This is a genomic window from Corallococcus llansteffanensis, from assembly GCF_003612055.1.
GTDB classification, from domain to species: Bacteria; Myxococcota; Myxococcia; order Myxococcales; family Myxococcaceae; genus Corallococcus; species Corallococcus llansteffanensis.
Genome location: NZ_RAWB01000071.1, coordinates 1 through 24,275, shown reverse-complemented (window position 1 = coordinate 24,275; position 24,275 = coordinate 1). Strand labels below are relative to the sequence as shown.

Annotated in this window: 20 protein-coding genes; 9 read left to right on the top strand and 11 right to left on the bottom strand. The window is 68.7% G+C overall.

Annotated elements, in window-relative coordinates:
* Window positions 1-510: PQQ-binding-like beta-propeller repeat protein (locus D7V93_RS44820; RefSeq protein WP_208722966.1), on the top strand; the 510-nt coding region annotated here is incomplete at its 5' end.
* A 251-nt stretch (window positions 511-761) separates the two neighbouring features.
* Here the strand turns inward: D7V93_RS44820 and D7V93_RS09380 are convergent.
* On the bottom strand, window positions 762-1,835 hold the full coding sequence (locus D7V93_RS09380; RefSeq protein WP_120643065.1) for a hypothetical protein: 1,074 nt from the start codon (window positions 1,833-1,835) through the stop codon (window positions 762-764).
* 283 nt (window positions 1,836-2,118) lie between these two features.
* Between D7V93_RS09380 and D7V93_RS09375 the strand changes: the two genes are divergently transcribed.
* The 4 genes from D7V93_RS09375 to D7V93_RS09360 all read left to right on the top strand — a co-directional run bounded on the left by D7V93_RS09375 (window position 2,119) and on the right by D7V93_RS09360 (window position 6,537).
* A complete protein-coding gene (locus tag D7V93_RS09375) occupies window positions 2,119-3,501 on the top strand; it encodes a HEAT repeat domain-containing protein (RefSeq protein ID WP_120643064.1) in 1,383 nt (460 codons plus the stop codon).
* A 380-nt stretch (window positions 3,502-3,881) separates the two neighbouring features.
* Window positions 3,882-5,105 (top strand): helix-turn-helix domain-containing protein, encoded by a 1,224-nt coding sequence (locus tag D7V93_RS09370; protein WP_120643063.1) that lies wholly within the window; start codon window positions 3,882-3,884, stop codon window positions 5,103-5,105.
* Window positions 5,106-5,149: 44 nt separating this feature from the next.
* Entirely contained in the window at window positions 5,150-5,836 is a 687-nt protein-coding gene (locus D7V93_RS09365) for a Vgb family protein (protein ID WP_120643062.1), read from the top strand.
* Window positions 5,833-6,537, top strand: coding sequence for a DUF899 domain-containing protein (locus tag D7V93_RS09360; RefSeq protein WP_120643061.1), 705 nt, complete (start codon window positions 5,833-5,835; stop codon window positions 6,535-6,537). Before D7V93_RS09365 ends, D7V93_RS09360 begins: the two co-directional genes overlap by 4 nt.
* Window positions 6,538-6,565: 28 nt before the next feature.
* Here D7V93_RS09360 and D7V93_RS09355 read toward each other — a convergent pair whose 3' ends face one another.
* Window positions 6,566-7,033 carry a hypothetical protein gene (locus D7V93_RS09355; protein WP_120643060.1) on the bottom strand — a complete coding sequence of 156 codons (468 nt, stop codon included), beginning with the start codon at window positions 7,031-7,033 and terminating at the stop codon, window positions 6,566-6,568.
* Window positions 7,034-7,361: 328 nt separating this feature from the next.
* Between D7V93_RS09355 and D7V93_RS09350 the strand changes: the two genes are divergently transcribed.
* Window positions 7,362-7,700 (top strand): hypothetical protein, encoded by a 339-nt coding sequence (locus tag D7V93_RS09350; RefSeq protein WP_120643059.1) that lies wholly within the window; start codon window positions 7,362-7,364, stop codon window positions 7,698-7,700.
* A 167-nt stretch (window positions 7,701-7,867) separates the two neighbouring features.
* On the opposite strand, the gene D7V93_RS09345 is transcribed toward D7V93_RS09350, so the two are convergent.
* Window positions 7,868-9,577, bottom strand: a complete 1,710-nt coding sequence (locus D7V93_RS09345; protein ID WP_244237203.1) for a serine/threonine-protein kinase — start codon at window positions 9,575-9,577, stop codon at window positions 7,868-7,870.
* Between the two features lie 490 nt (window positions 9,578-10,067).
* On the opposite strand from D7V93_RS09345, the gene D7V93_RS09340 reads away from it, so the two are divergent.
* The gene (locus D7V93_RS09340) at window positions 10,068-10,697 is read left to right on the top strand and encodes a hypothetical protein (RefSeq protein WP_120643057.1); all 630 of its coding nucleotides are present in this window, start codon (window positions 10,068-10,070) and stop codon (window positions 10,695-10,697) included.
* 17 nt (window positions 10,698-10,714) lie between these two features.
* Here the strand turns inward: D7V93_RS09340 and D7V93_RS09335 are convergent, their stop codons facing one another.
* Window positions 10,715-11,038: a histidine kinase gene (locus D7V93_RS09335; protein WP_244237202.1), complete on the bottom strand. Its 324-nt coding sequence runs from the start codon at window positions 11,036-11,038 to the stop codon at window positions 10,715-10,717.
* 114 nt (window positions 11,039-11,152) lie between these two features.
* Between D7V93_RS09335 and D7V93_RS09330 the strand changes: the two genes are divergently transcribed.
* Window positions 11,153-14,866, top strand: coding sequence for a DUF2135 domain-containing protein (locus D7V93_RS09330; protein ID WP_120643056.1), 3,714 nt, complete (start codon window positions 11,153-11,155; stop codon window positions 14,864-14,866).
* A 4-nt stretch (window positions 14,867-14,870) separates the two neighbouring features.
* On the opposite strand, the gene D7V93_RS09325 is transcribed toward D7V93_RS09330, so the two are convergent.
* From D7V93_RS09325 to D7V93_RS09300, 6 genes are all read right to left on the bottom strand, one after another.
* Window positions 14,871-16,115: a hypothetical protein gene (locus D7V93_RS09325; protein ID WP_120643055.1), complete on the bottom strand. Its 1,245-nt coding sequence runs from the start codon at window positions 16,113-16,115 to the stop codon at window positions 14,871-14,873.
* 65 nt (window positions 16,116-16,180) lie between these two features.
* Window positions 16,181-17,062, bottom strand: coding sequence for a DUF3455 domain-containing protein (locus D7V93_RS09320; protein WP_158623687.1), 882 nt, complete (start codon window positions 17,060-17,062; stop codon window positions 16,181-16,183).
* Window positions 17,063-17,156: 94 nt separating this feature from the next.
* A complete protein-coding gene (locus D7V93_RS09315; protein WP_147451098.1) occupies window positions 17,157-18,368 on the bottom strand; it encodes a glycoside hydrolase family protein in 1,212 nt (403 codons plus the stop codon).
* 147 nt (window positions 18,369-18,515) lie between these two features.
* Window positions 18,516-19,031: an OmpA family protein gene (locus D7V93_RS09310; RefSeq protein ID WP_120643052.1), complete on the bottom strand. Its 516-nt coding sequence runs from the start codon at window positions 19,029-19,031 to the stop codon at window positions 18,516-18,518.
* Window positions 19,032-19,235: 204 nt separating this feature from the next.
* Window positions 19,236-20,411: an endonuclease/exonuclease/phosphatase family protein gene (locus tag D7V93_RS09305; protein WP_120643051.1), complete on the bottom strand. Its 1,176-nt coding sequence runs from the start codon at window positions 20,409-20,411 to the stop codon at window positions 19,236-19,238.
* 42 nt (window positions 20,412-20,453) lie between these two features.
* Window positions 20,454-21,773, bottom strand: coding sequence for a hypothetical protein (locus tag D7V93_RS09300; protein WP_120643050.1), 1,320 nt, complete (start codon window positions 21,771-21,773; stop codon window positions 20,454-20,456).
* Window positions 21,774-21,984: 211 nt separating this feature from the next.
* On the opposite strand from D7V93_RS09300, the gene D7V93_RS09295 reads away from it, so the two are divergent.
* Complete coding sequence (locus D7V93_RS09295; RefSeq protein ID WP_208722965.1) at window positions 21,985-22,431, top strand: GNAT family N-acetyltransferase; 447 nt, start codon at window positions 21,985-21,987, stop codon at window positions 22,429-22,431.
* Window positions 22,432-22,518: 87 nt separating this feature from the next.
* Here the strand turns inward: D7V93_RS09295 and D7V93_RS09290 are convergent, their stop codons facing one another.
* The gene (locus D7V93_RS09290; RefSeq protein WP_120643048.1) at window positions 22,519-24,222 is read right to left on the bottom strand and encodes a serine hydrolase domain-containing protein; all 1,704 of its coding nucleotides are present in this window, start codon (window positions 24,220-24,222) and stop codon (window positions 22,519-22,521) included.
* Window positions 24,223-24,275: the final 53 nt, after the last annotated feature.

Below are 24,275 nucleotides of genomic sequence, written 5' to 3'. Positions count from 1 at the left end.
CCCCAGATCACCATCGCCTCCCCGCCCTTCTTCGACGGCAACACGGTGTACTGGCAAGCCAGCGACGGGACGCTGAACTGCCTCGGTGTGAACCAGCCCGGGTACAATGCTCGAACGGTGCCGCTGCGCGATGGCAACGGGCAGACCCTCCTCCTCAAGTCCGCGCCGTTCGTGGCTGGAGGCTACGTCTACTTCCAGGACACGAACAACGCGCTCTGGCGCGCGGACAACACCGGACGAGTGGCTGCGCATGCGCTGGGTAGCACCCCCACCTCGGGGTCGCCCGTCGTCACTGGGGAGCACGTCTATTTCGTCGGGTTGGACGGCAAGCTGCTGCGCAGGAAGATCGACGGAACAGGGGACTGCGAGTGGATTGGCGCCTACTCGGCGCAGTCCACGCCGTCGGTGCCGGAGCCGGACCACGTCTGCTTCCGCGATGAGAAGAACCGCATCGTCCTGACGCTCGGGCGCCTGCCGAACGCGGTGGCGAAGCGGGGCCGCCAGGGGTGAACCCCGTCCCCGAGCCATCCAGGCACGCCGCAGAGGTCCTGGCGGTGGGCCAGAGGATGTACCGGGTGGGCCGGCGTGTGCCCCGGCCCGGCGCACAGCCCGCCTATGCGTCCAATGCCTCTCCGGATTGGGTCCAAACCCTCGTGCCGGGCGAGGTGGCGACGCTGACCTTCGGGTTGTTGCCCGTCTCGGTCCTCATCCGCCGGGGACCGATGTCATGGCGCAGCGGGCGCGGATTGAGTGTGCCGCTGCTACCGCCCATCGCGCACACGCTCCAGCAAGAACGTGTTTTCGATGTTGAAGTAACTGCTGCCACCAACGCCTACGATATCGCCGCGCTCATTGATGTCGCTGATCAGGGTCCAGCGCGGCAAGGTATCCGCCAGGTCGGCAAGATTCAGCCGCGTCCCAGGTCTGGGTACAAGGTAGCTGTACATGTCGCTGCTCGACGTCCGGGTGATGATGATCAGGCCTGCGTTATTCCAGAGCAGTCGATTGCTCACCGTTGGGAATTGCGGGGTGCCTTCGACAAAATAGGTCAAGAAATACTTTCCCCGCCACACTCCAATGCGTTCCAGTGCGCCTGGCACAAACGAGTAGCCGAGCACTTCGGAGGCGTTGTTGATGGCCTGTCCCCGGGACATCGGCTCCGTTGGGAGCGGCGGAAGGAGCGTCAGCTGCCCGGAAAACGGGTTCAGGCGAAATGCCCGCTCCACGCCTGCTTCGTCAGACAGGCTTCCAGCAACAATGCCCTTGTTGTTGACGTCCAGGAAGGCGGCCTGGCGCCCCCCGAAATCCAGCAGGGTGACCCTGCCGTTCTGGTACAGGTAATAATGCTCCTGCTCGAAGCTCGCATCGAACCATCGCACCAGTGCGATGCAGGAGTCGGTGATGCGGATCACCTGGCTGGTGAACTCGCCCTGCATGCGCGGAATGCGTGTGACCGTGCCACGATCGAACAATGCGGCCTGCTCGATGAAAAGCACTGGATCGAGCACCACGCTGCCACCGATAACGCCGTGGTTGTTGACACTGATGGACTGGGCGTTCTGATGCAGGATGGTGGCCGTCCCGTTCCGATAGCTTGCGATCGATGGCGCGCATGACGACTCGGTGCAGGTCCACGCATTCAGGTAGACGTTGCCATTGTTGATGATGTTGATCGGCTCGGCGAAAAAGTCGAATCCGGTGGGCAATGCTGAATCGATCGACACATAGCGATAGCGAAACGCTCTGGTGTCTTCCTGGCCTTCGGCGGCAGCCCAGCGCCAGTACAGCATGCAAAGAAGTGCAGCCATGAGCGCCGTGAATCGGTTCTTTGTCATGGCTTTCCCCAGTGTCAGTCCATCGCGGAATGCGGTCCCGAGGGAGTGTTCAGCTTTTCTCGCTGCTTCCCAATACCCGATGAGTTGCGGAGTATCGGTTTGCAAGCAGGCGCTGACCATTGCCCCAACGCCTTGAGCTGGGTCGCCCAACAGACAAAGCCAGAGGCTCCGGCCTGTGGATGCAGCCAAGCCCTGGCAACGTCCTGTTCTCCATGTGCCCCCGCCCCTTGAAACGCACCGGCAGCTTGCATGAGATAGGTCCTTTTCCGAAAGGAAGGTCCGGATGCGGGTGGTGATGGCGCTGAGCGTGGTCGCGTTGGGCACGGGCTGTGCGCATTCCTCGAAGACCGCCGCCTCCGGATCCGCGGAGGGCTCCCGTGTGGCAGCGCTCACGGCGGAGGCCGAGAATGCCTACGGTGCGCTGGACTTCGCGCGGTGCGCCAAGGGCTTCCGGGCGTCCGCGGAGGCGGACACGGCCGGGGTGGAGCGTGCCGAAGCCCTCTATCGCGGGGCAGGATGCGAGTCGCTCGCGGGCAACACGCAGGCGGCCCTGGAGCTGTTGACGCTCGCGGTCCAGGGCGGCTACTTCGACGTGGATCATCTCCAATACAACCCGGAGCTGGCGCCGTTGCACGTGCTGGCGCCCTGGGAGGGGATTGTCGCGGGGGCCCGGGCCAACCTCGCGAAGGCGCCCGAAGCACCGTTCCCGGTCCCGACGCTCATGGGGGTGGATTCGTTCGGCTCCCGCAAGGTGGATGGGGCGACAGTCCTTCGGGTGCTGGGGCTGGAGGTGGGCAAGCCCCTGGTGCACAGCGGCGCGCTCTTCGCCCAGAAGGAGGCCGCGTTGCGCAAGCAGTACGACCTGGCCTTCGCCAAGGCCGGGATGACCGTCTTCTTCGCGGAGGAGATGAAGGGGAGCGCCTTCGTGACGGTGGACCTGGTGGACGCCGAGGACACGGCCCGGCTGCGCTTCCTCCCCGAACCCCAGGGCCAGCCCACGGATCCGCAAGGGTTGATTGCCCGGTGGTCCGAGTACGAGCACCGGCTGATGCCGCTGCAGATGCAGGGGAAGCTCGACCCGGAGGCCTCCGGCTGTCAGGTCGCCCATTGCATCGGGGGCTTCGGTCATCCGGAGCTCGCGGGCTACGAGCCGGAGTTCCTGGACAAGGTGCCCAAGTCGCTGGACGCGTTGTCGGCGGTGCTGCGCGAGGACGCGGACGAGGACAGGCGTGCGGCGGCGGCGTACCTGTTGGCATACGCGCCCACGCCGGAGGAGACCGTCCGGCGGCTGGTGCCCTTCATCCGCGACCCGGACTCGGGGGTGCGCAACAACGTGCTGCGCGTGCTGACCGCCACGCAGCAGACGGCGAAGGCGCCCCTGCTGGACGTGGCCACGGTGGTGGACGCGACGTCATTGCCGACGACGATGGACCGCAACAAGTCGGTCTACCTGCTCAACTACCTGTTGGAGGACCTGTCGCCGGAGGCGCTGAAGGCGCAGCGGGCCGGGCTCATCCAGCAGCTTGGGGAGCGCCTGGTCGCGATGGCGGCGCTCCACCAGCCCATCAACCGGGACCCCGCGGTGAAGGTGTTGGAGCGGCTCTCCGGAGAGAAGCACGAGACGGCGGAAGCGTGGCGCGCGTGGCTTGCGCGCCAGTCGAAGTAGGGGACGCCGTGCGGTGCCGGGAACCGCGCCTCCGTTGCCACATGCGCCTGCCGAGCCAGCCACTCGCGACACCGAAGGCGAGGACAAGGAGCACCTTCCCTGCGCCAACGATACCGGGTGCCACCGCATGCGCCGCGCTCGCCCCGAGGCCTGCCGCGGACAGATAGGCCGCGACGCACAGCGGGCACTTGGGCAGCAGCGCGCCCGTGAGCGCCAGCAGGAACGCGACGATGCGCGAGCCGCGGCCCGGCGCGAAGCTTCGTAGGGTGAGTCAGGTCCGCATTTGAGCCTCCGTGGAGGTTCCATCCCTATCCACGGCGGTCAGGCCCGGGGAGTAACAAGCGCGGCGCGAATCCCCGGGGCGGAGTTAGCCTGCCGGCATGGACTCCCTGATTGCCGCGGCCGCGCGGGCGCTCTCCACGGGCGATGCGCTGGGGGCGCTGAAGCGTGTCGCCCTTCGCGAGGACGCACCGGCGCTCGCGCTGCGCGGCATCGCCATGGCGCAGCTCGGCGAGCATGCGAAGGCCCGCGAGTTCCTCCGGCGCGCCGCCCGTGGCTTTGGCACGCACGAGGAGCTTGCACGCGCGCGATGCAAGGTGGCCGAGGCGGAGGTGGCGCTGGTGGTGCGCGACCTGACCTGGTCGCCCCGGGCGCTGGAGTCGGCACTCCTGATGCTCGAAGCCCGGGGAGACCGGGTGAATGCCCTGCATGCCCGACTGCTGGCCATCCGTCGCCTGCTGCTGCTCGGGCACATCGCCGAGGTCGAGCGCGCGCTGGTCCGACTCGACACCCGTGGCATGCCACCGTCGCTCGTGGCCATCGCCGAGCTCGTCACGGCGGAGGTCGCCCTGAGGTTGATCCGGACGCGCCCCGCGCGCGAGGCGCTCGAACGGGCTCACGAAGCCTCACGGCGGGCGCGCGTGCCCGCGCTCATCGCGGAAGTCGCGCAGGCCCGCGCGGTGCTGGACCGCCCCGCCGCGCGGTGGATTCGCGCGGGCACCGAGCGGGTGCTGCTTCTCGAAGAGGTGGAGGCCGTGCTCGCGTCGGGTGAGCTCGTCATCGACGCCTGCCACCGCACGCTCCGCGGCGGCACGCTGGCGGTATCGCTGGCCCGGAGGCCGGTGCTCTTCGCGCTGGCCCGTGCGCTCGGCGAAGGCGGGCCGGAGGGGGTGGCCCGGGAGGTGTTGATGGCCCGTGCGTTCGAGGTTCGCCGGGCGAACGAATCCCATCGGGCCCGCCTGCGGGTGGAGCTCGGGCGATTGCGCGCGGTGCTCGCGCCCCTGGCCCGGATCGACGCGACGAAGACCGGCTTCGTGCTCACACCGCACCCGGCGCGCCCCGTCACCGTGCTCCTGCCGCCCATCGAGGGGAGCCAGGCTTCGCTGCTGGCGCTGCTCTCCGACGGCGAGGCGTGGTCGACCTCGGCCCTGGCGCTCGCCCTGGGGGAGAGTCAGCGCACCGTCCAGCGGGGGCTTGCTGAGCTTGAGGCCTCGGGTCGGGTGCACTCCTTGGGACGTGCCCGGGCCCGGCGCTGGCGCTCCCCTCCGCTCACGGGATTCACGACGACGTTGTTACTCCCCGTGTCCTTGCCTGGTGGGTACTGATTCTCCTGGAGGCAGCGACCGAAACCCCGACGAGGAGCCACGAGATGACTCGCACCCAGACCAAGGCAGCCAAGACGCAACACCCGGCGCCCGTGCACGCCGCCGAGGTCGTGCGGGAGTACGGCCCGTTCCCGGGCGCTGACAAGGTGCATGGCGTCACCCACGACGGCAGCCGCGTCTGGGCCGCCACCGGCACGAAGCTCATCGCCATCGACCCCGCGAGTGGTGCGCCCACGCGGACACTCGACGCCGCGTCGGACGCGGGGACCGCCTTCGACGGCAAGCACCTGTTCCAGATCGCGGAGGCCCGCATCGACAAGATTGATCCGGAGACGGGCCGCGTCGTCGCGTCGATACCGGCTCCCGGCCATGGCGGCGACTCGGGACTCACCTGGGCCGAGGGTTCGCTCTGGGTGGGCCAGTACCGCGACCGCAAGATTCATCAAATCGACCCGGAGACGGGCGCCATCCTGCGCACCATCGAATCGAACCGCTTCGTCACCGGGGTGACGTGGGCCGAGGGCGAGCTGTGGCACGGCACCTGGGAGGATGACGAGAGCGATATCCGTCGCATCGACCCGGACTCGGGCACGGTGCTCGAACGGCTCGTCATGCCGCCCGGCACTGTCGTGAGCGGGCTCGAGTCAGACGGTGGAGCGCTGTTCTTCTGCGGAGGCGGATCCACGGGAAAGGTCCGCGCCGTGCGCCGACCGAAGGGAGGGGGACCGTGAATCAGCACAAGATTGTTTCACGCGAAGAGTGGCTGGAGGCGCGCAAGCGCCTGCTCACCAGGGAGCGGGAGTTCACCCACCTGCGCGATGCGCTGAGCCAGGAGCGACGTGAGCTTCCGTGGGTCCGGGTGGACAAGCCCTACGTCTTCCAGGGGCCCCACGGTGAGGAGACGCTGTCGCAGCTCTTCGCGGGGAGGAGCCAGCTCATCGTCTACCACTTCATGTTCGCCCCGGAGTGGGACGCCGGCTGCAAGAGCTGCTCGTTCTGGGCCGACAGCTTCAATGGCATCATCACCCACCTGGAGCACCGGGACGTGAGCATGGTCGCGATCGCTCGCGCACCGCTCGCGAAGCTCCAGGCCTACGAGCGCCGCATGGGGTGGAGCTTCAAGTGGTTGTCCTCCCACGAGAGCGACTTCAACCACGACTTCGGCGTCTCATTCACGCCCGAGGAGCTCGCGCAGAAGCGAGCGACGTACAACTACGGCCCGCTGAAGCACGACATTTCGGACATGCAAGGGATCAGCACCTTCGCCAAGGACTCCGACGGCACGCTGTTCCATGCGTACTCCTGCTACGCGCGGGGCGTCGACATGATGAACGCGGCCTATCAGTACCTGGACCTGGTGCCCAAGGGGCGCGACGAGCAGGGGCTCGCCTTCCCGATGGAGTGGCTCAGGCGCCGGGATGAGTACGCCTGAGCTTGAGGGGCCTGGCGTCGTCCCGTGGCTACAGCACCTCCTCGAGGGCGCTCTTCCAGCTGTAGCTCCCGGCCTCCTTGCCCACGATGGAGCTCTTCGCCGGGTCGATGTGGATGGTCAGCACGCCCGCGTCGAGTGAGACCCGGGTTCCGTCCGTCGACAGGCGGCAGACCGTCTTGGTGACTGCCTCCTTCACCGCCGCCTTGCCATCCACGGTGCCGCAGACCGCGACCAGGGTGCCCACGGCTGTCTGGCATGCGCTCTGGGTCCGGTCCTTCATCGGGTCGAAGGCGGGGTAGCTCGACTTGTCGTAGCTGCTCGTCAAGGCCGACCCGCAGGCCTTGTTGACCGCGTCCTCCTTCACCTTCAGGTCCTTGTCGTAGGCGGCCCAGCCGTTCTTCTGGGCCACGGTGAGCCGGGCGGGCTTCGAGGAGGACTCGTCGGCGATGGCGAGCGAGGCGAACAGGCAGAGACACAAGGACGAAATCCGGAACATGGAGGCTCCTGGCGGAAGCGGGTTGTGGCAGTGCGGACCGCCGTTCATCCAGGGAAGGGACCCAGGGAATTCTTTTGCATTCTTTCTTGCAGAGCCGTGCGCTTCGCCGCGACGCCGGCCGGGCCCCGGGTCAGAAGCGGGCCCTCCAGGTGCCGCAGGATTGTGGGGGCGCAGCTTGGCGGGTTTTTGTGTTCTGGCTCACATTTCTGCTTTTGATGGTTATGGAGGTTTTGGCTTCGTTCTAGGGTGTTGAGCGTGGATGCCGTCCGTCCACGTGGTGACGCCCCCCTCAGGCGTTTTTGATGTCTCTGAGGGAGAAAGAACAACAATGAAGAAGCTGCTCCTGGGGCTCATGCTGGTCGCGGTTCCTCTCATGGGATGTGGTGTGGGGGCGGAGGATGCCCCGTCGGACACCGTTCAGACGGTGACGACCGAGTCGGGTCAGAGCATCAACCTGGACTACGGCCCCATGAGCTCGGAAGAACCGCTGGCGTCGATGCAGGATTCGAGCGGCGATGTCTCCGCGATGGGGGCCGGATGCTGGGTCACGCTCCTGTACTGTAAGGACCCGCGCTACAACGGGTGGGCGACCTGTCAGCAGAACGGCAAGTGCAGCTACCAGCAGTTCAAGGACAACTGCATCGCGCTCTACAACAAGACCTGCTAGGCCATTCGGAGCCAAGGTCTCGTCATGAAAAGCCCGGCACCCGCGAGGGATGGCCGGGCTTTTCCGTGGGGGCATCCCATCAATGCTGGAGCCACGACCCGCAAATCCCTGCTGCGCACGGCCACCCAGCCCATTGATTCGTGCGAGCACCGCTGTCAGGCGCTGTTCTAGGGAGCCTTTCGTGGGGGGGACATCAGGGAGCCCTTCTGTACAGGATGCGCAGAGGAGGGCGGAGTCAGGTCGTTCCTGACCGGGGGGAGTAGCTGGTTGAAGCGCTTCTCCCATGCGTCGAGCTTCAACTCGATTTCCGCGCACTCCTTCTCCGTGGGGTCCTTGGCAGCGGCGCTGAAGGCCTGTGCCAGTCCGTTATCCAGCTCCGTGGGCGGTTTCTTCCCCTTGCTCCGGAGGGCCAGCTGATTATCGAGAGTCGTGAGGCGCCGGAGCAGCTGCTTCTCCGCCAGCAGGTCCCGGATAGGCCGAGGCGCTGTGGCCTTCACGGGCTTGGGCGTTTTTGGAAGGGCCTTCGTCGCTTTGACTGGCGCGGCTTGATCCGTGGGAGTGGTTTCGGCCAGGGACGGTGTCACTTCTTGGGGCGTGGCAGCCTTGCTGACGGACGGAGGTTCCCCGGGAGTCGCGACCACGACGGCAGGTGTTTCCGTGGGGCGCGCGCCTGCTTCGGCCGGTGGCGTCGCGGAGGGCGCGACCGTGACAACCGGCGGTGCCGGGTGCTTCGGCCAGAGGACGGCGGCCCCCAGGCCCAGGAGCAGTGTTGCCACGCCCACCCACACGGTGCGTCCTCGTGAACCGGGACGGGTCTTCGGTCCATCCTGAGAAGCGGACGTGACGGTGTTGGCGCCCGCGGAAGCCTCCACCGGCACGGCGTCGCGTTTCACGACCCGCGGTGCATGGGGCGCCGCGTGCAGCGGGATGCGCTTCAGTTGTTCCCGCACGGTGTCCGCGGAAGCGGGCCGCAGCGCGGGCTCCTTCGCCAGCAACTGAAGCACCAGCGTATCGACTTCTGGCGGGAGGCCCGGGACGTGCGACGAGGGCAGCGGCGGCGGCTCATTGATGTGCGCGAACATCACCTGGACAGACTCGCCCTGGAACGGGCGCACGCCGGTGAGCATCTGGAACAGCATCACGCCCACCGCGTACAGGTCCGTCGCCGGACCCACGGCGGCGCCACGAATCTGCTCCGGCGCCATGAACTCCGGGGTGCCGATGATGGCTCCCTCCGAGGTGAGGGGGCTCTCACCCGACTCCATCAGCTTGGCGATGCCGAAGTCGACCAGCTTGAGGGTGGCCGGGGCCTTTGCTGACTCGACCACGAAGACGTTGGCGGGCTTCAGGTCGCGGTGCACCACGCCCGCCTGGTGCGCGGCGCCCAGCGCGGCCAGCATTTGATCCAGGACCCAGACCACGCTCTCCAGAGACATCCGGGTCCGCCCGCGGACAAAGTCGGAGAGCGGACGTCCCTGAAGCAGCTCCATGATGACGTAGGGACGCCCATCCGGAAGGCTTCCGAAGCCGAAGATGTCGATGATGCCCGGGTGCTGGATGGCGTTGACGGACCGGGCCTCCACGAGCAGTCGTTGCACCTGCTGTTGGGACACCAGCTCCAGGCGCATGACCTTGATGGCGGTCTGCTTTCCGATGAGGGGATGAACCGCGCGGTACACCACGCCCATGCCCCCCGCTCCGATGCGCTCCTCGATGATGAACTCACCCACCTGAGTGCCCAGCAGCGGGTCCATGGGCGCACTGGAGCGCGACACGGGATCGGAGGTCTTCGCGGTATCGGTTTCTACGGACGATGGGTTTTTCATGGGGGCGGGCGGCGCGGACGATAGCCACGCGGTCCCGGCCGTATCAAACATCCCGAGGGCCAATTCCCTCCGACAGCGCTGATCCGTTGGGTGGAGATCCACCCACCCCATGAGCGCGGACAGGGTGTTCGTGGCCCCGTCACCGCGGGCCATCGCCATGAAGGTCTTGGTGCTCGCATCCCACCGACGAGTGGTTCACCGGGGGAACTGGGACTTCAGCGGCTCCATCCATGCATCCATCCGCACCTGGGGCGCCATACGTTCGCTGCCGGTCTGCTCCTTGCTACCAAAGCCAGGGCGGTCAGGGCCGCAGGGGGCCCCATGGGGGCGGCCCCTCTACCGGCGCCGCTCCGGCTCGGACAGGCGGTTGGCCGGTTGAGTCCGCGGGCCGCACCGCCTGTCTTGGACCGTTTGGGGCTTCCTCCAGCGCTGAAGTCGCCAGGAGTCTGGCAGGGCTGGAATCACCCAGGATTTCGAGGGAGTTTCCCAAACGAGAGGAACCTCAAGTTTCCGTTCACCCAGCGAGCAAAGGAGCTTTCCCATGAGGAGCGCAAGGTTTCTGGCCGCACTGGTTGGCACACTGCTGATCTCCGGCACGCCAATCACCGCGGCGGCCGAGCAGCCGAGTTCCGACGTACGGACTCGTGCAGAGGTCCGCACCTCCGGTACCACGCTCGAGATCACCTGGGACCAGCCGATGCCGGCCGCCGAGGCAGAGGCGTTGACGAAGAGCCTGCAGGGCGCCGTAGAGGAAGAAGACGTTCAGACCTTCATGCCGAAGCCCAATGGGCATGGGCCGCAGTATGACGTTGTCAGGTGCGACGAGGCGAACCACATCTTCACAGACCGGAACGGCATCTTCAGCGTCCGCTACAACTGCCGCTTCAAGAACGTCAACTGGGGTTTCAAGGTTACGCCGAAGCTCGTAACCATCGCTGTCGGAGACATGAAGGAGTCTGGAATGGTCTGGCATACAGCCACGAAGAAGCTGGGCCAGAACGGGCACCACACCGTGCCCATCTACTACCAACTCCACGGGACCCAGGGGGGAGTCAAGGATGGTGACATCTTGCATTGGTCCGACAGGATCACCTTCCGCGTCAATGCGGGTGGCCGGGAGGGGACCGCCATCCTCAACATCGGTGGAACCTTTAAAATCTCCCGCCGTTGACAGCTTCTGCCAGGCCCTCAATCCGCACTGGGGGTGATTGCCGCGCAACCCAACCCCTGGACCGTCAGGACACCGTCTGCACTGTCGGGCCCTATGGAGACACGGTTGATCACATTGGAGAGCAGGTTGATGACGATCTGATCGAACCGCGACCGGTCCCACACGCCGGGCATCGGAGTGTCGGCGTGAACCAGGAGCCGGGTTCCCGAGGTGGCCAGATCGAGGTCGAGCCGCCCGGCATGGATGCGCGAGACATCCAGCACCAGCAGCGTGTTGACGAGCTTCGCCATCCGTTTCGCCTGGCGTTCGATGACTTCGAGCGAGTGGGTCACGGTTTCCACCGGGGTGGCGCGATGCTCCCTTTGGCGAGACCTGCCGTCATCGTTGGGTCATGGGACGGTCATGTCTTGCCCGTCGTGCGCCGGCCCGGAGCAGATGGGCTAGCGTCCCGGGCCATGCACTTCGTCCGCACTTCCACCCTCCTGCTGCTGTTGGGGTTTCTCTCCGCGGGCTGCAAGCGGGACTCCGACGCTTCCCCTCCCGGATCCGCCACGGCCACGACTCCGAAGGAAGCACCCGCGACCTTCGCCCAGGCGGGACTGGTGGCACCCGTCACCGCCGCGGGACAGCCTGACACGGGCGACGTGGACCTCGCGGCGCTGCGCGACTCCGTGGCGGATCCGCAGGTGCTTTCCGAACAGCAGTTGCTGGCGCTCTCGGAGCCCACCGGCCGCCGACCCGGTGACCGAAATCTCCGCGCCCTCTCCGCGCCCACGGCCGCCGCACCACCGACGGCGGAGCTCGCCGAGGCACCCGGGCTGGGCGAAGCGGAGGCCCTGCCCCAGGAGGTGCCCGCGGAAAGGCCTCGCCGCGAGCTGGCTGCGAACGCGGATCGCTCGCCGCCCCGGGCCATGCGCCCCGCGGCGCCTCGTGAACGCGAGGTCGATGGGGACGAAGGCGCTGTTGCCGGAGGTGTCGTCGGGAGCGTGGTGGGAGGAGTCGTCGGCGGTCAGCTCGCGGGCGCGTCATCGGGAGCGCCCCCGCCCCCCGCTCCCTCGTCCCGCGTGCTGGAGCAACATCGTCACTCGGTCATCCAGATCATCAAGGGTGGCTCCGGGGGAGGCGCAAGCGCTTCCGCCGACGGCGCAGGGGCGCCCGCGAAGAAGCTGGTCGCCGAGCCGGAGGCCCCCACGCCGGTGCTGCCTCGCGTGGAGACCGCGCCGCGCGCCGCCAAGGTGCTGGTGATGAACGATGACGGTCGCTACCAGCCCCTCAAGGCCCGCGCCATCCGCGTCGTCACGTACATCCAGGGTTCCCGGGCGCGGACGGTGGTGGACCACTTGTTCGAGAACGACACCGGCCGCAGCCTCGAGGGCACGTTCTATTACCCGCTGCCGGGAGGCGCGACGGTGGCGGGCTTCGCGCTGTACTCGGGGGCGGTGACGGTGGACACGCCCTCGCTCTTCCAGTCGTCGGACCTGCTCCCGCCGCTGGGAGACGGCTCCACGGAGTCGGAGCTGCTCACCGCCGCCGCGCCGCCAGCGCCTCGTGGGGCGAAGCGCTCCTGGGGCGACCTCCAGGAGGCCCGCGTCGTCGAACAGAAGCGCGCCAGGGAGGTGTACGAGGACGTGGTGCGCCGCAACGTGGACCCCGCGCTGCTCGAGTGGTCGGGCGCGTCCACCTTCAGCGCGCGCGTCTTCCCCCTGCCGCCGAAGTCCCTCAAGCGCGTGGTCATCGCGTATGAGCAGACGCTCCTCTTCGACGGACAGCGCCTGCGCTACACGTGGCCGCTGCCGCCGGGCGCGGGCCAGGAGGTGCGCATCACCGCGCGTGTCCATGTGGATCCGCGCCAGGCGCCGGAGGTCACGGTGCAGCCGGACGCGGGCGCGAAGGCGCGCAAGGTGGGCGCCTGGCAGGTCTACGACTTCCCGAAGCTGACGGGGGACGGGGCGCTGGCGGTGGCCCTGAAGCCGAAGCGCGAGGACGCGGACGTGCTGGTGGGCCGGGACGACGCGGGGCTTCCGGGCCACGCCTTCCACGCGCGGGTGCGGCTGCCCGCCAATCTCACCTCCGGCGCGGAGGGCGCTCCCACGGGCCGCGCGGTGCTGGTGGTGGACACGTCGCTGTCCTCCGAGGACGGCAACGCCTGGGCCATCCAGGCGGCCACGCTGCGCGCGCTCCTGGAGAAGGACCCGACGTTGAAGGAGTACGCGGTGCTCCTCTTCGACGTGCGCCCCCGCTGGCTGCACGGGCCGGGCTTCCGCGCGAACGACGCGGCGCACCGGCAGGAGAGCTTCACGGAGCTGGAGCGCGTCTACCTGGAGGGCGCCTCGCATGTGGACGGCGCGCTGGAGGAGCTGGACCGGGCCGGGCGCGAGTGGCTCAAGCCCGCGGCCTCCGGAGAGCGCGTGACGGCCTTCCTGCTCTCCGACGGCAACATCACCTGGGGGCAGAGCCGCGTGGACGCGCTCCTCTCCCGGCACCCGTGCGTGGAGTCGCTGCGCTGGGTGACGTACCGCTTCGGCGAGGCGGCGGTGAACACGGAGCTCTTCGACGCGCTGGCGCGCTCCAGCGGCGGGCGCGTGGTGAGCGTGCTGTCCGCCTCGGAGGTGGATGCCGCGGCGAAGGCGCACCGGGCGGCGTCGGTGGTGCTGTCGCGGGTGTCCGTGGTGGGCGCGGACGTGAAGGACCTGGTGGTGGCGGGCCGGCCGCGCCTCGTCTTCCCCGGGCAGGAGTTGCAGGTGGCGGGCCGGCTGCCGGGCAAGGGTGCCGCGGAGCTGGAGGTGGTGACCCAGGCGGGCACCGGGCCCGAGCGCACGCTGCGCATCCCCCTGCCGCTCGACGAGGACAGCACGTTCGCGCCGCGCGCGTGGGCGGAGCTCTTCGTGTCGCGGCTGGTGTCCCTGGATGACGAGCGATTGGACCGGATGGTGGTGGCGCTCAGCCAGCACTACCGGCTGGCCAATGCCCGCGCGTCCATGCTCGTGCTGGAGTCCGAGGGCGACTACACGCGCTACGCCGTCCGCGACGAGCAGGTGGACCTGGCGAACCTGGAGTCGCTGCGACGCCGGGAGGAGGACCAGCGCCGGGACAAGCTGCTGGGCATCGCGCTGGATGACGTGCCCGAGAGTGGCCGCGCGGTGGTGACCGGGCTGGCCGGGCAGAAGGCGGCACGGACGCCGCTGCTGAAGCGCCAGCCGCTGCGGGACGAGCCCTACGCGGGCGGTGCCGAGCGGCTCCAGGCGGAGCTGGCCTACCGCAAGGCGCGCCAGGAGAACCGGGACGACGTGATGATCTACGAGGCCGTGGCGCGCAAGCGCGCCTTCTCGGGAGACACGTGGGGCGCGGTGCGGGCGCTCTCGTCACCGGTGGAGCTGCGCTCGCAGGACGCGGAGGCGCTGCGGCTGGTGGGGTACGGTCTGCTGGCGCTGGGGCAGTACCCGGCGGCGGCGGAGCTCTTCGAGCACGTGCGCTTGAGCCGTCCCTTCGAGCCCCAGGCGTTCCTGGAGGAGGCGCTCGCGCTGGACGCGTCGGGGCGCTATCCGGAAGCGGCCCGGAACTACGAGATCGTGCTGGCGCGCTCCTGGAATCGGCATGGCTCGGAGGTGCGGACGGTGGCGGCCTTCCACTACGCGCGGATGCTGGCGGGCCTGGAGCGGCAGCCCGGGCTCAAGGAGGTGGCCTCGGTGCTCAGGACGCGCCGCGCGGAGCTGCCCGGGCCCGTTGGAGAGGTGCTGTTGTTCTCCAAGGCGCAGCCCATCGACTACCAGCTCACCACGCACTGGAACTCGGACAGCACTGACATCGACCTGTGGGTCATCGAGCCGAACGGGGAGAAGTGCTTCTACCAGCACAAGGACACGCGGCTGGGAGGGAAGCTGTACTGGGACATCACGGACGGCCTGGGGCCGGAGCTGTACCACGCGCGCAAGGCGGCCCCGGGGCCGTACCACGTGGTGGTGCACTACTACGGCAACAACTCGGCGCGGTACGTGGTGCCCACGGCCCTGCTGCTCGTGAGCGACCGGGGCGTCTTCACGGCCGATGACCTGGCCCAGCGCCGCTTCCAGGTGCGCATCCTGCCCAACAAGGACGCGCGCCTGCTGCTGCGGCGCGAGGAGCTGGTGGCGAGGGGGAAGGACCCCGTGTCGGCGCAGCCCGCGCCCTGAGGCGTCAGTGCCAGGTGCCGACGCCGATGCCCCAGCCGAGGTAGAGGTGGGAGACGTCGATGGAGCCGCTGATGCGCCACGAGGTCTCGGGCGACGCCAGGCCGAAGACGGACCAGCGGAACAGGCGCACCTCCGCGCCCGCGGTGCCATGCACGCGAGGCCGGATGCCGTCGAAGCGGCTGGGCTCGAGGTAGCTGCCGGCGCGAACCTGCAGCCGGTTCTCGATGGGCTCGAGCTCGGCTCCGACGCGGGGCGAGACGAGGAGGTGGCGCCCGGAGCGTTCGAGCTGCTGCGACAGGAAGGACTCGAAGCCGATGGCATTCGAAGCCGCGCCGCTGACGATGACCGAGCCGGTCAGGAGCAGCTTCGCTCGCGGCAGGGCCTTGAAGCGCTCGGCACGGTCCGGGCCCCACGGAATCTGGAGGGGGCGGGAGCCGAACTGGTAGGCAAGGCCCGCCTCGAGCTCCCAGGGGAGCTTGAGGGTGGAGGGCAGGTAGAGGTTGGCGACCATCACGTTGCCCGCGTCGTCGGCGGTGGTCGGGCTGTCGGGATTGAGCCGCCCCTGGACGGGGGCCCGGAACGTCAGGGCCGCACGCAGCGGCAGGTCCAGCGGGGTCCAGACGGCGCCGGCCTCGGCGTTGACGCCCATCATGCTGGCGAGGTTGCTCTTCGCGCCTTCACCGGAGTCGATTTCGAGGGAGACCGCGCGCAGGCCCACGCCGACCGCCAGCTCGCCGTCGAACAGGGTGCGCGCGAGCTGGATCTGGAAGCGGCTCGTGTTCAGCTGGAGGGTCTGCCCGCTTGCGTCCTGGCCCAGTGTGTAGGACTGCAGGGACGCCTGCCCCCCGGCTCCCCAGGGGCCCCACTGGATCAGCCCTCCAAGCTGGGTGAAGACGAAGTTCTTGTAGGTGAAGCCCACCGAGCCGTTGTTGTCGAAGTCGGTGTTGCGCAGCGAGCTGGGGAAGATGAAGCCCAGCGACACGTCGTAGTCGACGTGCTGGGTGGAGTAGAGCGAGCGCAAGGCTGGAGCGGCCGTGTTGACGCCGATGCCCTCGACACCCTCGGCGATGGGGGCGTACGCGCCGGCCAGGCCCGTCACCCGCACCGGCGCGAGCACCGGGCCCTGGAACACGTCGATCGCGTAGTTCGAGCTGGTCAGGGGCGGGTTGTCCGCGAGCGCCACGGGACTGGAGGCCAGCACGACCACGGCCGCGAACAGGGTGATGGAAGAGGGGCAGGTCGAGAGCATGGCGGCGCCTGGGGCCCGCAGCCTAGCGCGACCCAGGCCCGCTCACGCGAACTCAACGCTCGCCGCTACGGAGTCGTGAAGACATCGATGAAGTAATAGTCCGCGGCGTAGGGCACCCGCTCGCGCTTGCCCACGTCCGGGGTGCCGCCGCAGCCCGTCGTTGGCGCGACTCCTCCCGCGGTGTTGAGCCGGAGCACGTAGCCCGTCTGGGTGCCGTCGGACGTGGTCCTCGAGAACACCTCGGACGGGAGCCCCCGGTCGATGCGCCCGACGTTGGCGAGTCGCAGCAAGGGGACGTTGCCAGGCCCGTTGGCGACCGTGACCTCGACACTGCCGATGAAGAGGGTCTGGCCGGCGGTGGGCGAGCCCTCATCGAGCACCGGAGCCGACACGCGCCAGGCGGGGCCCACGGGGGGCGTGCCGGTGGGTGGCCCGAAGTCGATGCCCGCCGGGTAGCGGAAGTGGTCGAGGACGAGTTTCTCCAGCGCTGGGATGGGTTCGGCGGTGATGGGCTGGAGGCCCGCTTCCGGTTGGAGGAAGGCCCAGGCGAAGCCGCTCGCGTTCTGGCGGCACTCGTAGACCTGGGCCGCTGGCGCCTCCTGCGTGGAGTCCGGAAGCACGGCCACGTCGCTGGTCCCGAAGGGCGGCGGGTCCGCGGGTGTGGAGCCCGTCTGGTAGGCGGCCACGATGTGTGCGGAGGGCCGCGATTCGGAGGGGCGGCTGAGCAGCTCGCGGAGGTTGTACTCCACGCCTCCCAGCGTCACCCGCAGCACCTCATCCGGCACATTGGCCGGCAGGCTGGTGGGGGCGCCCTGGGAGATCTGCTTCACCGCCTCCGTTGCCGCTTTCTCATCGTCGTCCTCATCATCGTGGCACCCCCCGAAGGCCACGACGGCGAGCGCGAGTGTGGCGACGACACGGACGGGTCTCGCTCGAGCAGTCTTCAAGACAGACCTCCCTCGGAAACGGGCAACGGTGATGCGAGCCTTCCGTGCCAGCAATCCGTCCCGAGGGAGGAATGCGTGTCATCCTCACGACCCTCTACGGCACGAACTGCCAGCGGTCTCCAGCCACGGAGCCCACCGCCTGGTCCGCGAGCACCTGTCCGGTGCGCGGGTCCTCCACCCGGATGCGGCAGAAGCTGCCGTACCCGAAGGTGAGCTGCTGGGCCTGGTCGAAGTAGCGGCCCGTCGTGTACGCGTGCCAGGTGCTCGGGCAGGACAGCACGCTCACGCGGTACTGCGTGTACGCGAAGCCGATGTCGTGCTCCGTCAGGCCGTCGCTGTTCGTCATCCCGAAGCCCACGCCCTTCACCGTCCCCTCCACGTTGTCGTAGACGAGCCCGGGGTTGCTCACGTACTTGCGGCCGAAGGCGGGCGACGCGGCGGACAGGAACGTGCCCACCTCGGTGAAGGCGCGGCCGTCGGTGCTCTCCAGCTTGTGGAGCGTGGCGAAGCCGCGCTGCACCACCGCCACGTAGCGGCCATTCACCCGCTCCACGTCGGGCTCCATGAAGCCGGGGAAGCCATTCACGTCCGGGTAGCTCTGCACGAGGACGAAGTTGCGCGGAAGGTCCTCGCTGGACTCGGCGAGGTACGAGTGGAGGGGGCCGTTGTCCGTGCGCGCGTCGAACCACAGCTTCCACCCGCTGCCCGTCCACAGCAGCGCCGGCCGCGCGATGTCGCTGAAGCTCGCGTTGGTGATGCGCACCTCCGTGGTGGAGGTGGCCACCGAGGGCGTCCACGCCGCGCCATCCGTGCTGGTGGAGATGGCGATCCAGTCCCGGTAGTCCGAGCCCACCTGGTGCGCCACCGTGTAGGCCATCACCCAGCGCCCATCCGGCCGCTTCTGCACGGAGGGGTCGTTCACGTGGAGGTAGCCGCCATTGCTGATGATGACGGACTGGCCGGACCACGGGCCCTCGAAGAGCAGGTCATCCGAGACGGCGAAGTAGATGCGGTCGTTGACGTCCGAGCTGTTCTTCCAGCCGCCGTAGTACAGGTTCCACACGCCGCCGTTTCGCACGAGGTCCGGCGCGTAGAGGTTGTGGCCCTGGATGAGGGGGTTCTCCACCGAGGGATGGGCCTCGATGCCGTTGGGTTGCGAGACGCCCAGCAGGGTGACGCCCGGGCCGCCCGCGTTGCCCGCATAGGCGAGGCTCCCGGCCAGGGCCGGTGCCCCCAGGAGCACGCCCGTGGCCAGCAGCGCGGATGGCGAAGGAAGACGCGACAGGAGGAAGGTGGACAGGTTCATGCCCTCCATCCTGGCTGTGATGAACTAAAACCGGAAGAGCAGATTTCCGTTAGAAGTCTTGAATCCCCTTCCGGCCCCCAGGGGATGCTCTGGAGTGCGGTGGTGGCGCCCGCGGCGAGGGCCGCGGGCGCCGTGGCCCGCTGGCGGCTACAGGCGGACCTGCAGCTCGTAGCGGCGGTTCTTCGCCTTCTTGGCCGCCGTGTCGTCCGGCTTCACCAGGGGCTTCTCGGAGCCGAAGCCCACGGCGATGATCTCGTTGCGGGGCACGCCGCGCGCCACCAGCTCCTTGACGATGGTCTCCGCGCGCTGCTCGCTGAGCTTCTTGTTCTTCGCCGCGTCACCGGACGAATCCGTGTGGCCGGAGACCTCGAACTTGTAGCTCTTCGCCCCGGCGCCATCGAGCTGCTTCTTGGCGTCGATGAGGGCCGCGGCCAGCTTCTTCAGCTTGGCGTCGCAGCCGGCGTCCAGCTCGGCGGTGCCCGACTTGAAGCTGCACTGGTTCTTGCGGCCCTCGTCCATCAGCTTCGTGTTGACGCGCTTCTCGACGGCACCCTTGCCGGCGTCGCCCGCGGTCTTCTTGAGGGCGTCCAGCGGGTTCTGCGCGGAGGCCACTCCAGGGAGGGCCAGCAGCGACACGGAGAGGCACAGTGCCTTGAGTTTCATGGGAAGGACTCCTGGGTTCGAAAGGGAAGGGTGCAACGGCGCGCAAGGCTGCCCATGCGCACCCGCCGCGTCCAGCACGGAGAAGCTCGGGGCAGCGGGCGCGTGGCACGGCCGGCGGCCCGCCGGGCGGCCTCCTCCCACTTCAACATGCAGCGGGCGTGCTCCCTCGTGATGGAGTCGCCGGCGGAGGGGTGGCCACGGGGCTCAGCGGAGGACCGTGTACCCGGCGTACTTGTGGTCCGACGCGCGGCCCGCCTCCACCTGCGCGTTGGTATCGGTGGCAGTCCCTCCTGAAACCCAGATCTGATCGTAGTTCGCCCCGGTCTCCTTCTTCCCGCCGACGACGCGGTTGAGCCCGGCGCCCTCGAGCGCGGCCCCGACCTCCTTCGTCGAGGAGTTGAAGTCACCGAGCACCACCACCTCGCGGGCCGGGGGCCCCTTGCTCTCCGCCTGGGCCACCTGCGCCAGATAGGCGAGCTGTCGGGCCCGCAGCTCCTTGTCCCCGTTCTTCGACAGGTGGGTGGTGATGACGCTGCGCTCGCGACCGTCCGGGCCCACGACGCGCGTCACCAGCGCGGACCGGGGCTCAAGGGGGCTGCCCTTGCGGAGGGCCTCGTTGCGCTGCCCCAGCGCGTCGCGCTCGGCGTCGGTGAGCTTCCCGTCGCCCAGCGCCGCGAGCTCCTCGGCGGTGGCCACCGGAGGCCCGTCGCCCCCGGGCGTGGGCGGCAGCGCGAGGGTGTAGGCCTCGACGACCTTGTGGGGCGCTCCCACGTAGAAGGCGTTGCCATAGGTCGCGTCCGCGCCGCTGTCGCCCAGTCCACCACGGTCATCGCCGGAGAAGGACTCGCCGGTCACCAGCGTGCCCTGGGGCGTCTGGTACAGGGTGGTGCCGTCCGAGCCCTTGCGGAGGGCCGTATCGGGCGCGTCCGCGCCGATGGGCACGGTGGGCACCGGCTCACCGGAGGTGAAGCGGTCGAAGGCCGGGTTGAAGCGGCGGACGACGTCGAGCGAGGTGTTGGCATTGCCGCTGCGGTCTACGTTCGTGTCGACCTCCTGGAAGGCCACCAGGGTGGCGCCGGTCTCGCGGATCAGCTTCGCCTGGCGCTCACGCCCCTCCGGGGTCCGGTACCCGCCGCGCTCCTGCCCGTTGGCCAGGTTGAGCGTGAGGATGCCGGTGCCGGTGCCCGGGTCGGGAAGGTCCTTCGCGGCCACGGGCTCGGAGTAGCCCGAGCGGGGCGCCGGAGCGGGGCTGGCGCTGGGGGTGAAGGTGTCGACCGGCCCGGTGCTCCGGGAGGACGGCGGGGCCGCGACGGCGGGGCGCTGCGACACCGGCTGCACGGCGGACGGCGGCCTGCGGCGGAGGGAGCTCACATGGCTCATGGGCGTTGTCTCGTGGATGGAAGGGATTGGGAGGGCAACGGCTCAGGCGCGGTCCTGCGCGGCGTGCACCCACTTCTCGTAGGCCTTGGCCACGTCCTTCGCCTTGTCCTGAAAGGGATTGACCTTGTCGAGCGCCCCGCCGCTCAGGGTGTCCTTGTCGTGGCCCAGCAGCAGGGCGGCGACGAAGCCATCCGACGCCATCTTGTCGAGGTCCATCTTGTAGTGGCCCTTGTCATCCCAGCGCGGGACTCCCGCGCCGTCGCGCTGGAAGTACTTGGAGTGGGTGGCGACCTCGTTGAGCCGGTTCTTGGACTCGCCGCTGTCGTAGTAGGACTTCAGCGCGTCGGAGGCGGACAGGTTGGGGTTTGTCTCCATCCGGTGGGCGACGTTGAGGCCGTCGAGGTCCCCGTTCCAGTCGTAGTCACCCTCGCCGGCCACGGCCTCCTCGGCCGACTTGCCTTTGTACCGGTTCTCGACCGCCGAGCCGAGGTCCCCCGTCAGCGTGACGAAGTCCTTGTCGAAGGGGTTGGGGACGGTCACTCCGTTCGAGCCCGGAAGGAGCTTGAGCGCCTTGGCTGCCCCTTCCTGGCCCGAGGCCTTGGCCAGTTCATTGATGTTCAGGTCCTTGGGCACCCGGTCCTTGTTCACCTGCCAGTCCATGCCGCACAGCACGTGGCCCATGTCCACGGGCTGGCCGTCCGGGGCGCGGAACTGGCCCTCGAAGCCGCCCACCTCGACGCGGTTGTTCTTCTCCCCGGGAGTGTGGGGCAGCCCGAGCGCCTTCACCTGCGCATTGGAGGCTTTGTGGGAACCACCGGCCAGGTTCCACAGGTCGCTGTTGTAGTAGGTCTGCCGGGCGAGGGTGATGGCCTGGTTCTTCCCGTACTTCTGCTCCAGCTCACCCATGCGCTTCTCCAGGACAACGAACTGCGCCTTCTCCACGTCGTCCTTGAGGTTGGGGTCCTCGAACTGCGTCTTCTCCTCGGCCTCGAGCGTCGCCACCTCATTCTCCAGCGTCACCTGGGTGCTCTCGTCCTGGCTGCCGTTGACCTCCCACGCCCCGAGCGCCTGACGCGCCTTGGACAGCTTCTCCTGCGTCTCGAGCACCTTGGGGTCGATGCCGTCGATGGGGGTGACGGGCGCCGCCTTCTCCGCCTCGGCCAGCCCCTGGGTGCCCCCCGGAGGAGCACCGCCATCGAGTGACACCGGGCCGGACTTGCGGCCCTTCTCGAAGGAGTCCACCTCCGCGCCACGTCCGGAGGGGGCGGGCTTCGCCGCGGAAGACGGCGCGATGGGCTGGGCCGTGGAGGAGCCCGAGACACCGGGGATGAAGGGACGCGACGACGCGGAAGAGACCGACATGGGGGAGTCCTTCAGGAGAGGGGTTGAGCAGCCTTTGGGGGAATCTCACTTGGGAGAGCCAGCGAGCCCGGAGGCCGTCCCAGAAAAGATTTACGACCCCATTTCCCGGAGTTGCTCCAGCGCCTGTCCGGCATCAAGCTGCCGACCTGAGCCAATGCCTGCCCATGCCCCAGCACGCCTGCGCCCCGCCCGCCTCGACGAAATCGAGCGCGTGCGCGAAATCGAGCGGCTCTCCGCCCGCCGCTTTCTCGGCACGGACCTCGCGGCCCTGGCGGATGACGAGCCCACCGACGCAGCCACCCTCGCGGCCCGCATCGCCACGGGGGGACTGACCGTCGCGGAAGGAGAGGACGGGAGCCCGGTCGCCTTCCTGATGGCGCGCCCCGTGGAGGGCTGCGGTTACATCGAGCAGCTTGACGTCCTGCCGGACCATGCCGGCCGACGGCTGGGGGCCGCGCTGATCGCGGCCCTGGAGCCGGCCTGGCCCGCCTTGTTGCTCTCCACCTTCCGCGACGTTCCGTGGAACGCGCCCTACTACGCGCGGTTGGGCTTCCGGGTGGTCGAGACCCTGACGCCGGCCCTGGAGGTCATCCGGGCCGAGCACCTCGCCCGGGGGCTCGACGAGAGTCGGCGGGTGTTCATGCGCAAAGACAGATGAGGTGACTGGAGGTACGGCGTCATGTCGGTCATGTACCGAGGTCGCCTCCGCCCGGGCGCTCCGGGCGTGGAGCTCCAGGGATGAAGCTCAATGCGGCGTGAAAGCATCCACCGGCCGCACCGGGGTCACGCTCGCAGCCACGAGCCTTTCCGCGCGCAGCCGGCGCAGGCGACGGTTGCTGATCGTCAACCCGTCGATTGCACCGGCTGCCGTCCGCGTGAACGTGACCGTGCCGAGCGAGCCGACGAAGCGGTCGCCGCCGACGGCGTCCAGGACGACCTCGTCGCGGCGTGACCAGCGGATCGCCAGCTTGCCGTCCGCGATGCGCACTGTGTAGGTCGTCTCGAGCTCGTCGCTGCGGTACTGCCCCGCGAAGGAGGCCAACGCCGGGGCCGCGGGCATGGGCGCGGTCACCCGCGTGAACTCCCGCGTCGTCGGCCAGAAATCCTGGATGCTCAACCCGCGCGGGGCACCGGCCGCCGGCGCCGAGAAGCGCCACACGTGCGTCGTTTCGCCCGGACGGAACGTGCCATTGCCAATGGGCACGAAGGCCGTGGGCACGTCGACCTGGCGCAGCGCTCCGTCCTTGACCTCCAGCCGCACCACTTCATCGGTCTGGGGACTCCAGTAGGTGCCGGCCAGCGCGGACAGCTCCGCCTTCGACAGCTTCACGGCGGGCGGGATCTCGTTCTTCATGTGAGCGCCCAGATACATCTCGGCCACCTTCCGCGTGAGGTCCGTGGGCACGATGGTGGCGCCGTTGCACAACGCGACGATGGCCAGCCGCTGGTCCGGGAAGAGGAGGGCGTCCGCGCGGTAGCCGCCGTCCATGCCGTCGTGGCTCACCATGCGCAGGCCGCGATGGCCCGTCAACCGCAGGCCACTGCCATAGCCGGTGGCGGTGCCGTCGTTCAATCTGCCGGAGGTCTGCAACGACGCCACCAGCGCCTGCCCGCCGACGCGCCCGTCGAGCAGGTTCTGCTCCCACTTCAGCAGGTCGCCCACCGTGGTGAGCAGGCTGGTCGACCCATAGTGGTCGATGTTGGGGACGCTGATCCGCCAGCCGCCGCCTTCGCGAGGGCTGTAGGCCGAGGCGCGCCGGGGCACGACCTCGGTGTGGTCATCGCGGAAGTGGGTGTCGGTCATGCCGAGCGGCTTGAAGATGCGCTCGTCGGCGAACGCCCGCAGCGACTTGCCGGAGACGCGCCGCACGACGACCGCCAGCAACGTGTACGCGGCATTGCCATACACGACCTCCGTGCCCGGCTCGAAGTTCACACCGCGTTGCCGGGTCAACGCCCAGAGGATGTCTGCTTCGGTGTACAGGTCGTCGCCGCGCCAGCCGGCCAGGTTCAGCAACTGGCCCTGTTCGCGCAGGCCGTTGGTGTGGTGGAGCAGGTGCGCGAGGGTGATGGTCTTGCCGTAGGCGGGCATCTCCGGCAGGTATTTGCGGACGTCGTCGTCCAGCGACAGCTTGCCCTCCTGCGCCAGCAGCCCGATTGAGAACGCGGTGAACTGCTTGGAGATGGAGGCGATGTGGAAGATGGACTGCGGCGTGATGGGGACGTCGTACTCCAGGTTCGACATGCCGTAGCCGCGCGCGTAGTCCAGCACGCCATCGCGAGAGATGCCCACGGCGCAGCCGGGCGCGTTCTTGCCGCTCCAGGGCGCGAAGAGGGCGTCCACCTGTTGATGCCTGCCCTCCACCGCGTCTTCACCCGCGGCGGCGGGGGTGGGAGCAAACGTCAGACCGAGGAACAGGAACGACGACACGAGCGACCTGGACCGCATGGGGTGCCTTCGGGGCAAAGGGGGGACGGGCGGCACCGTGCCCGCGTGAGGAC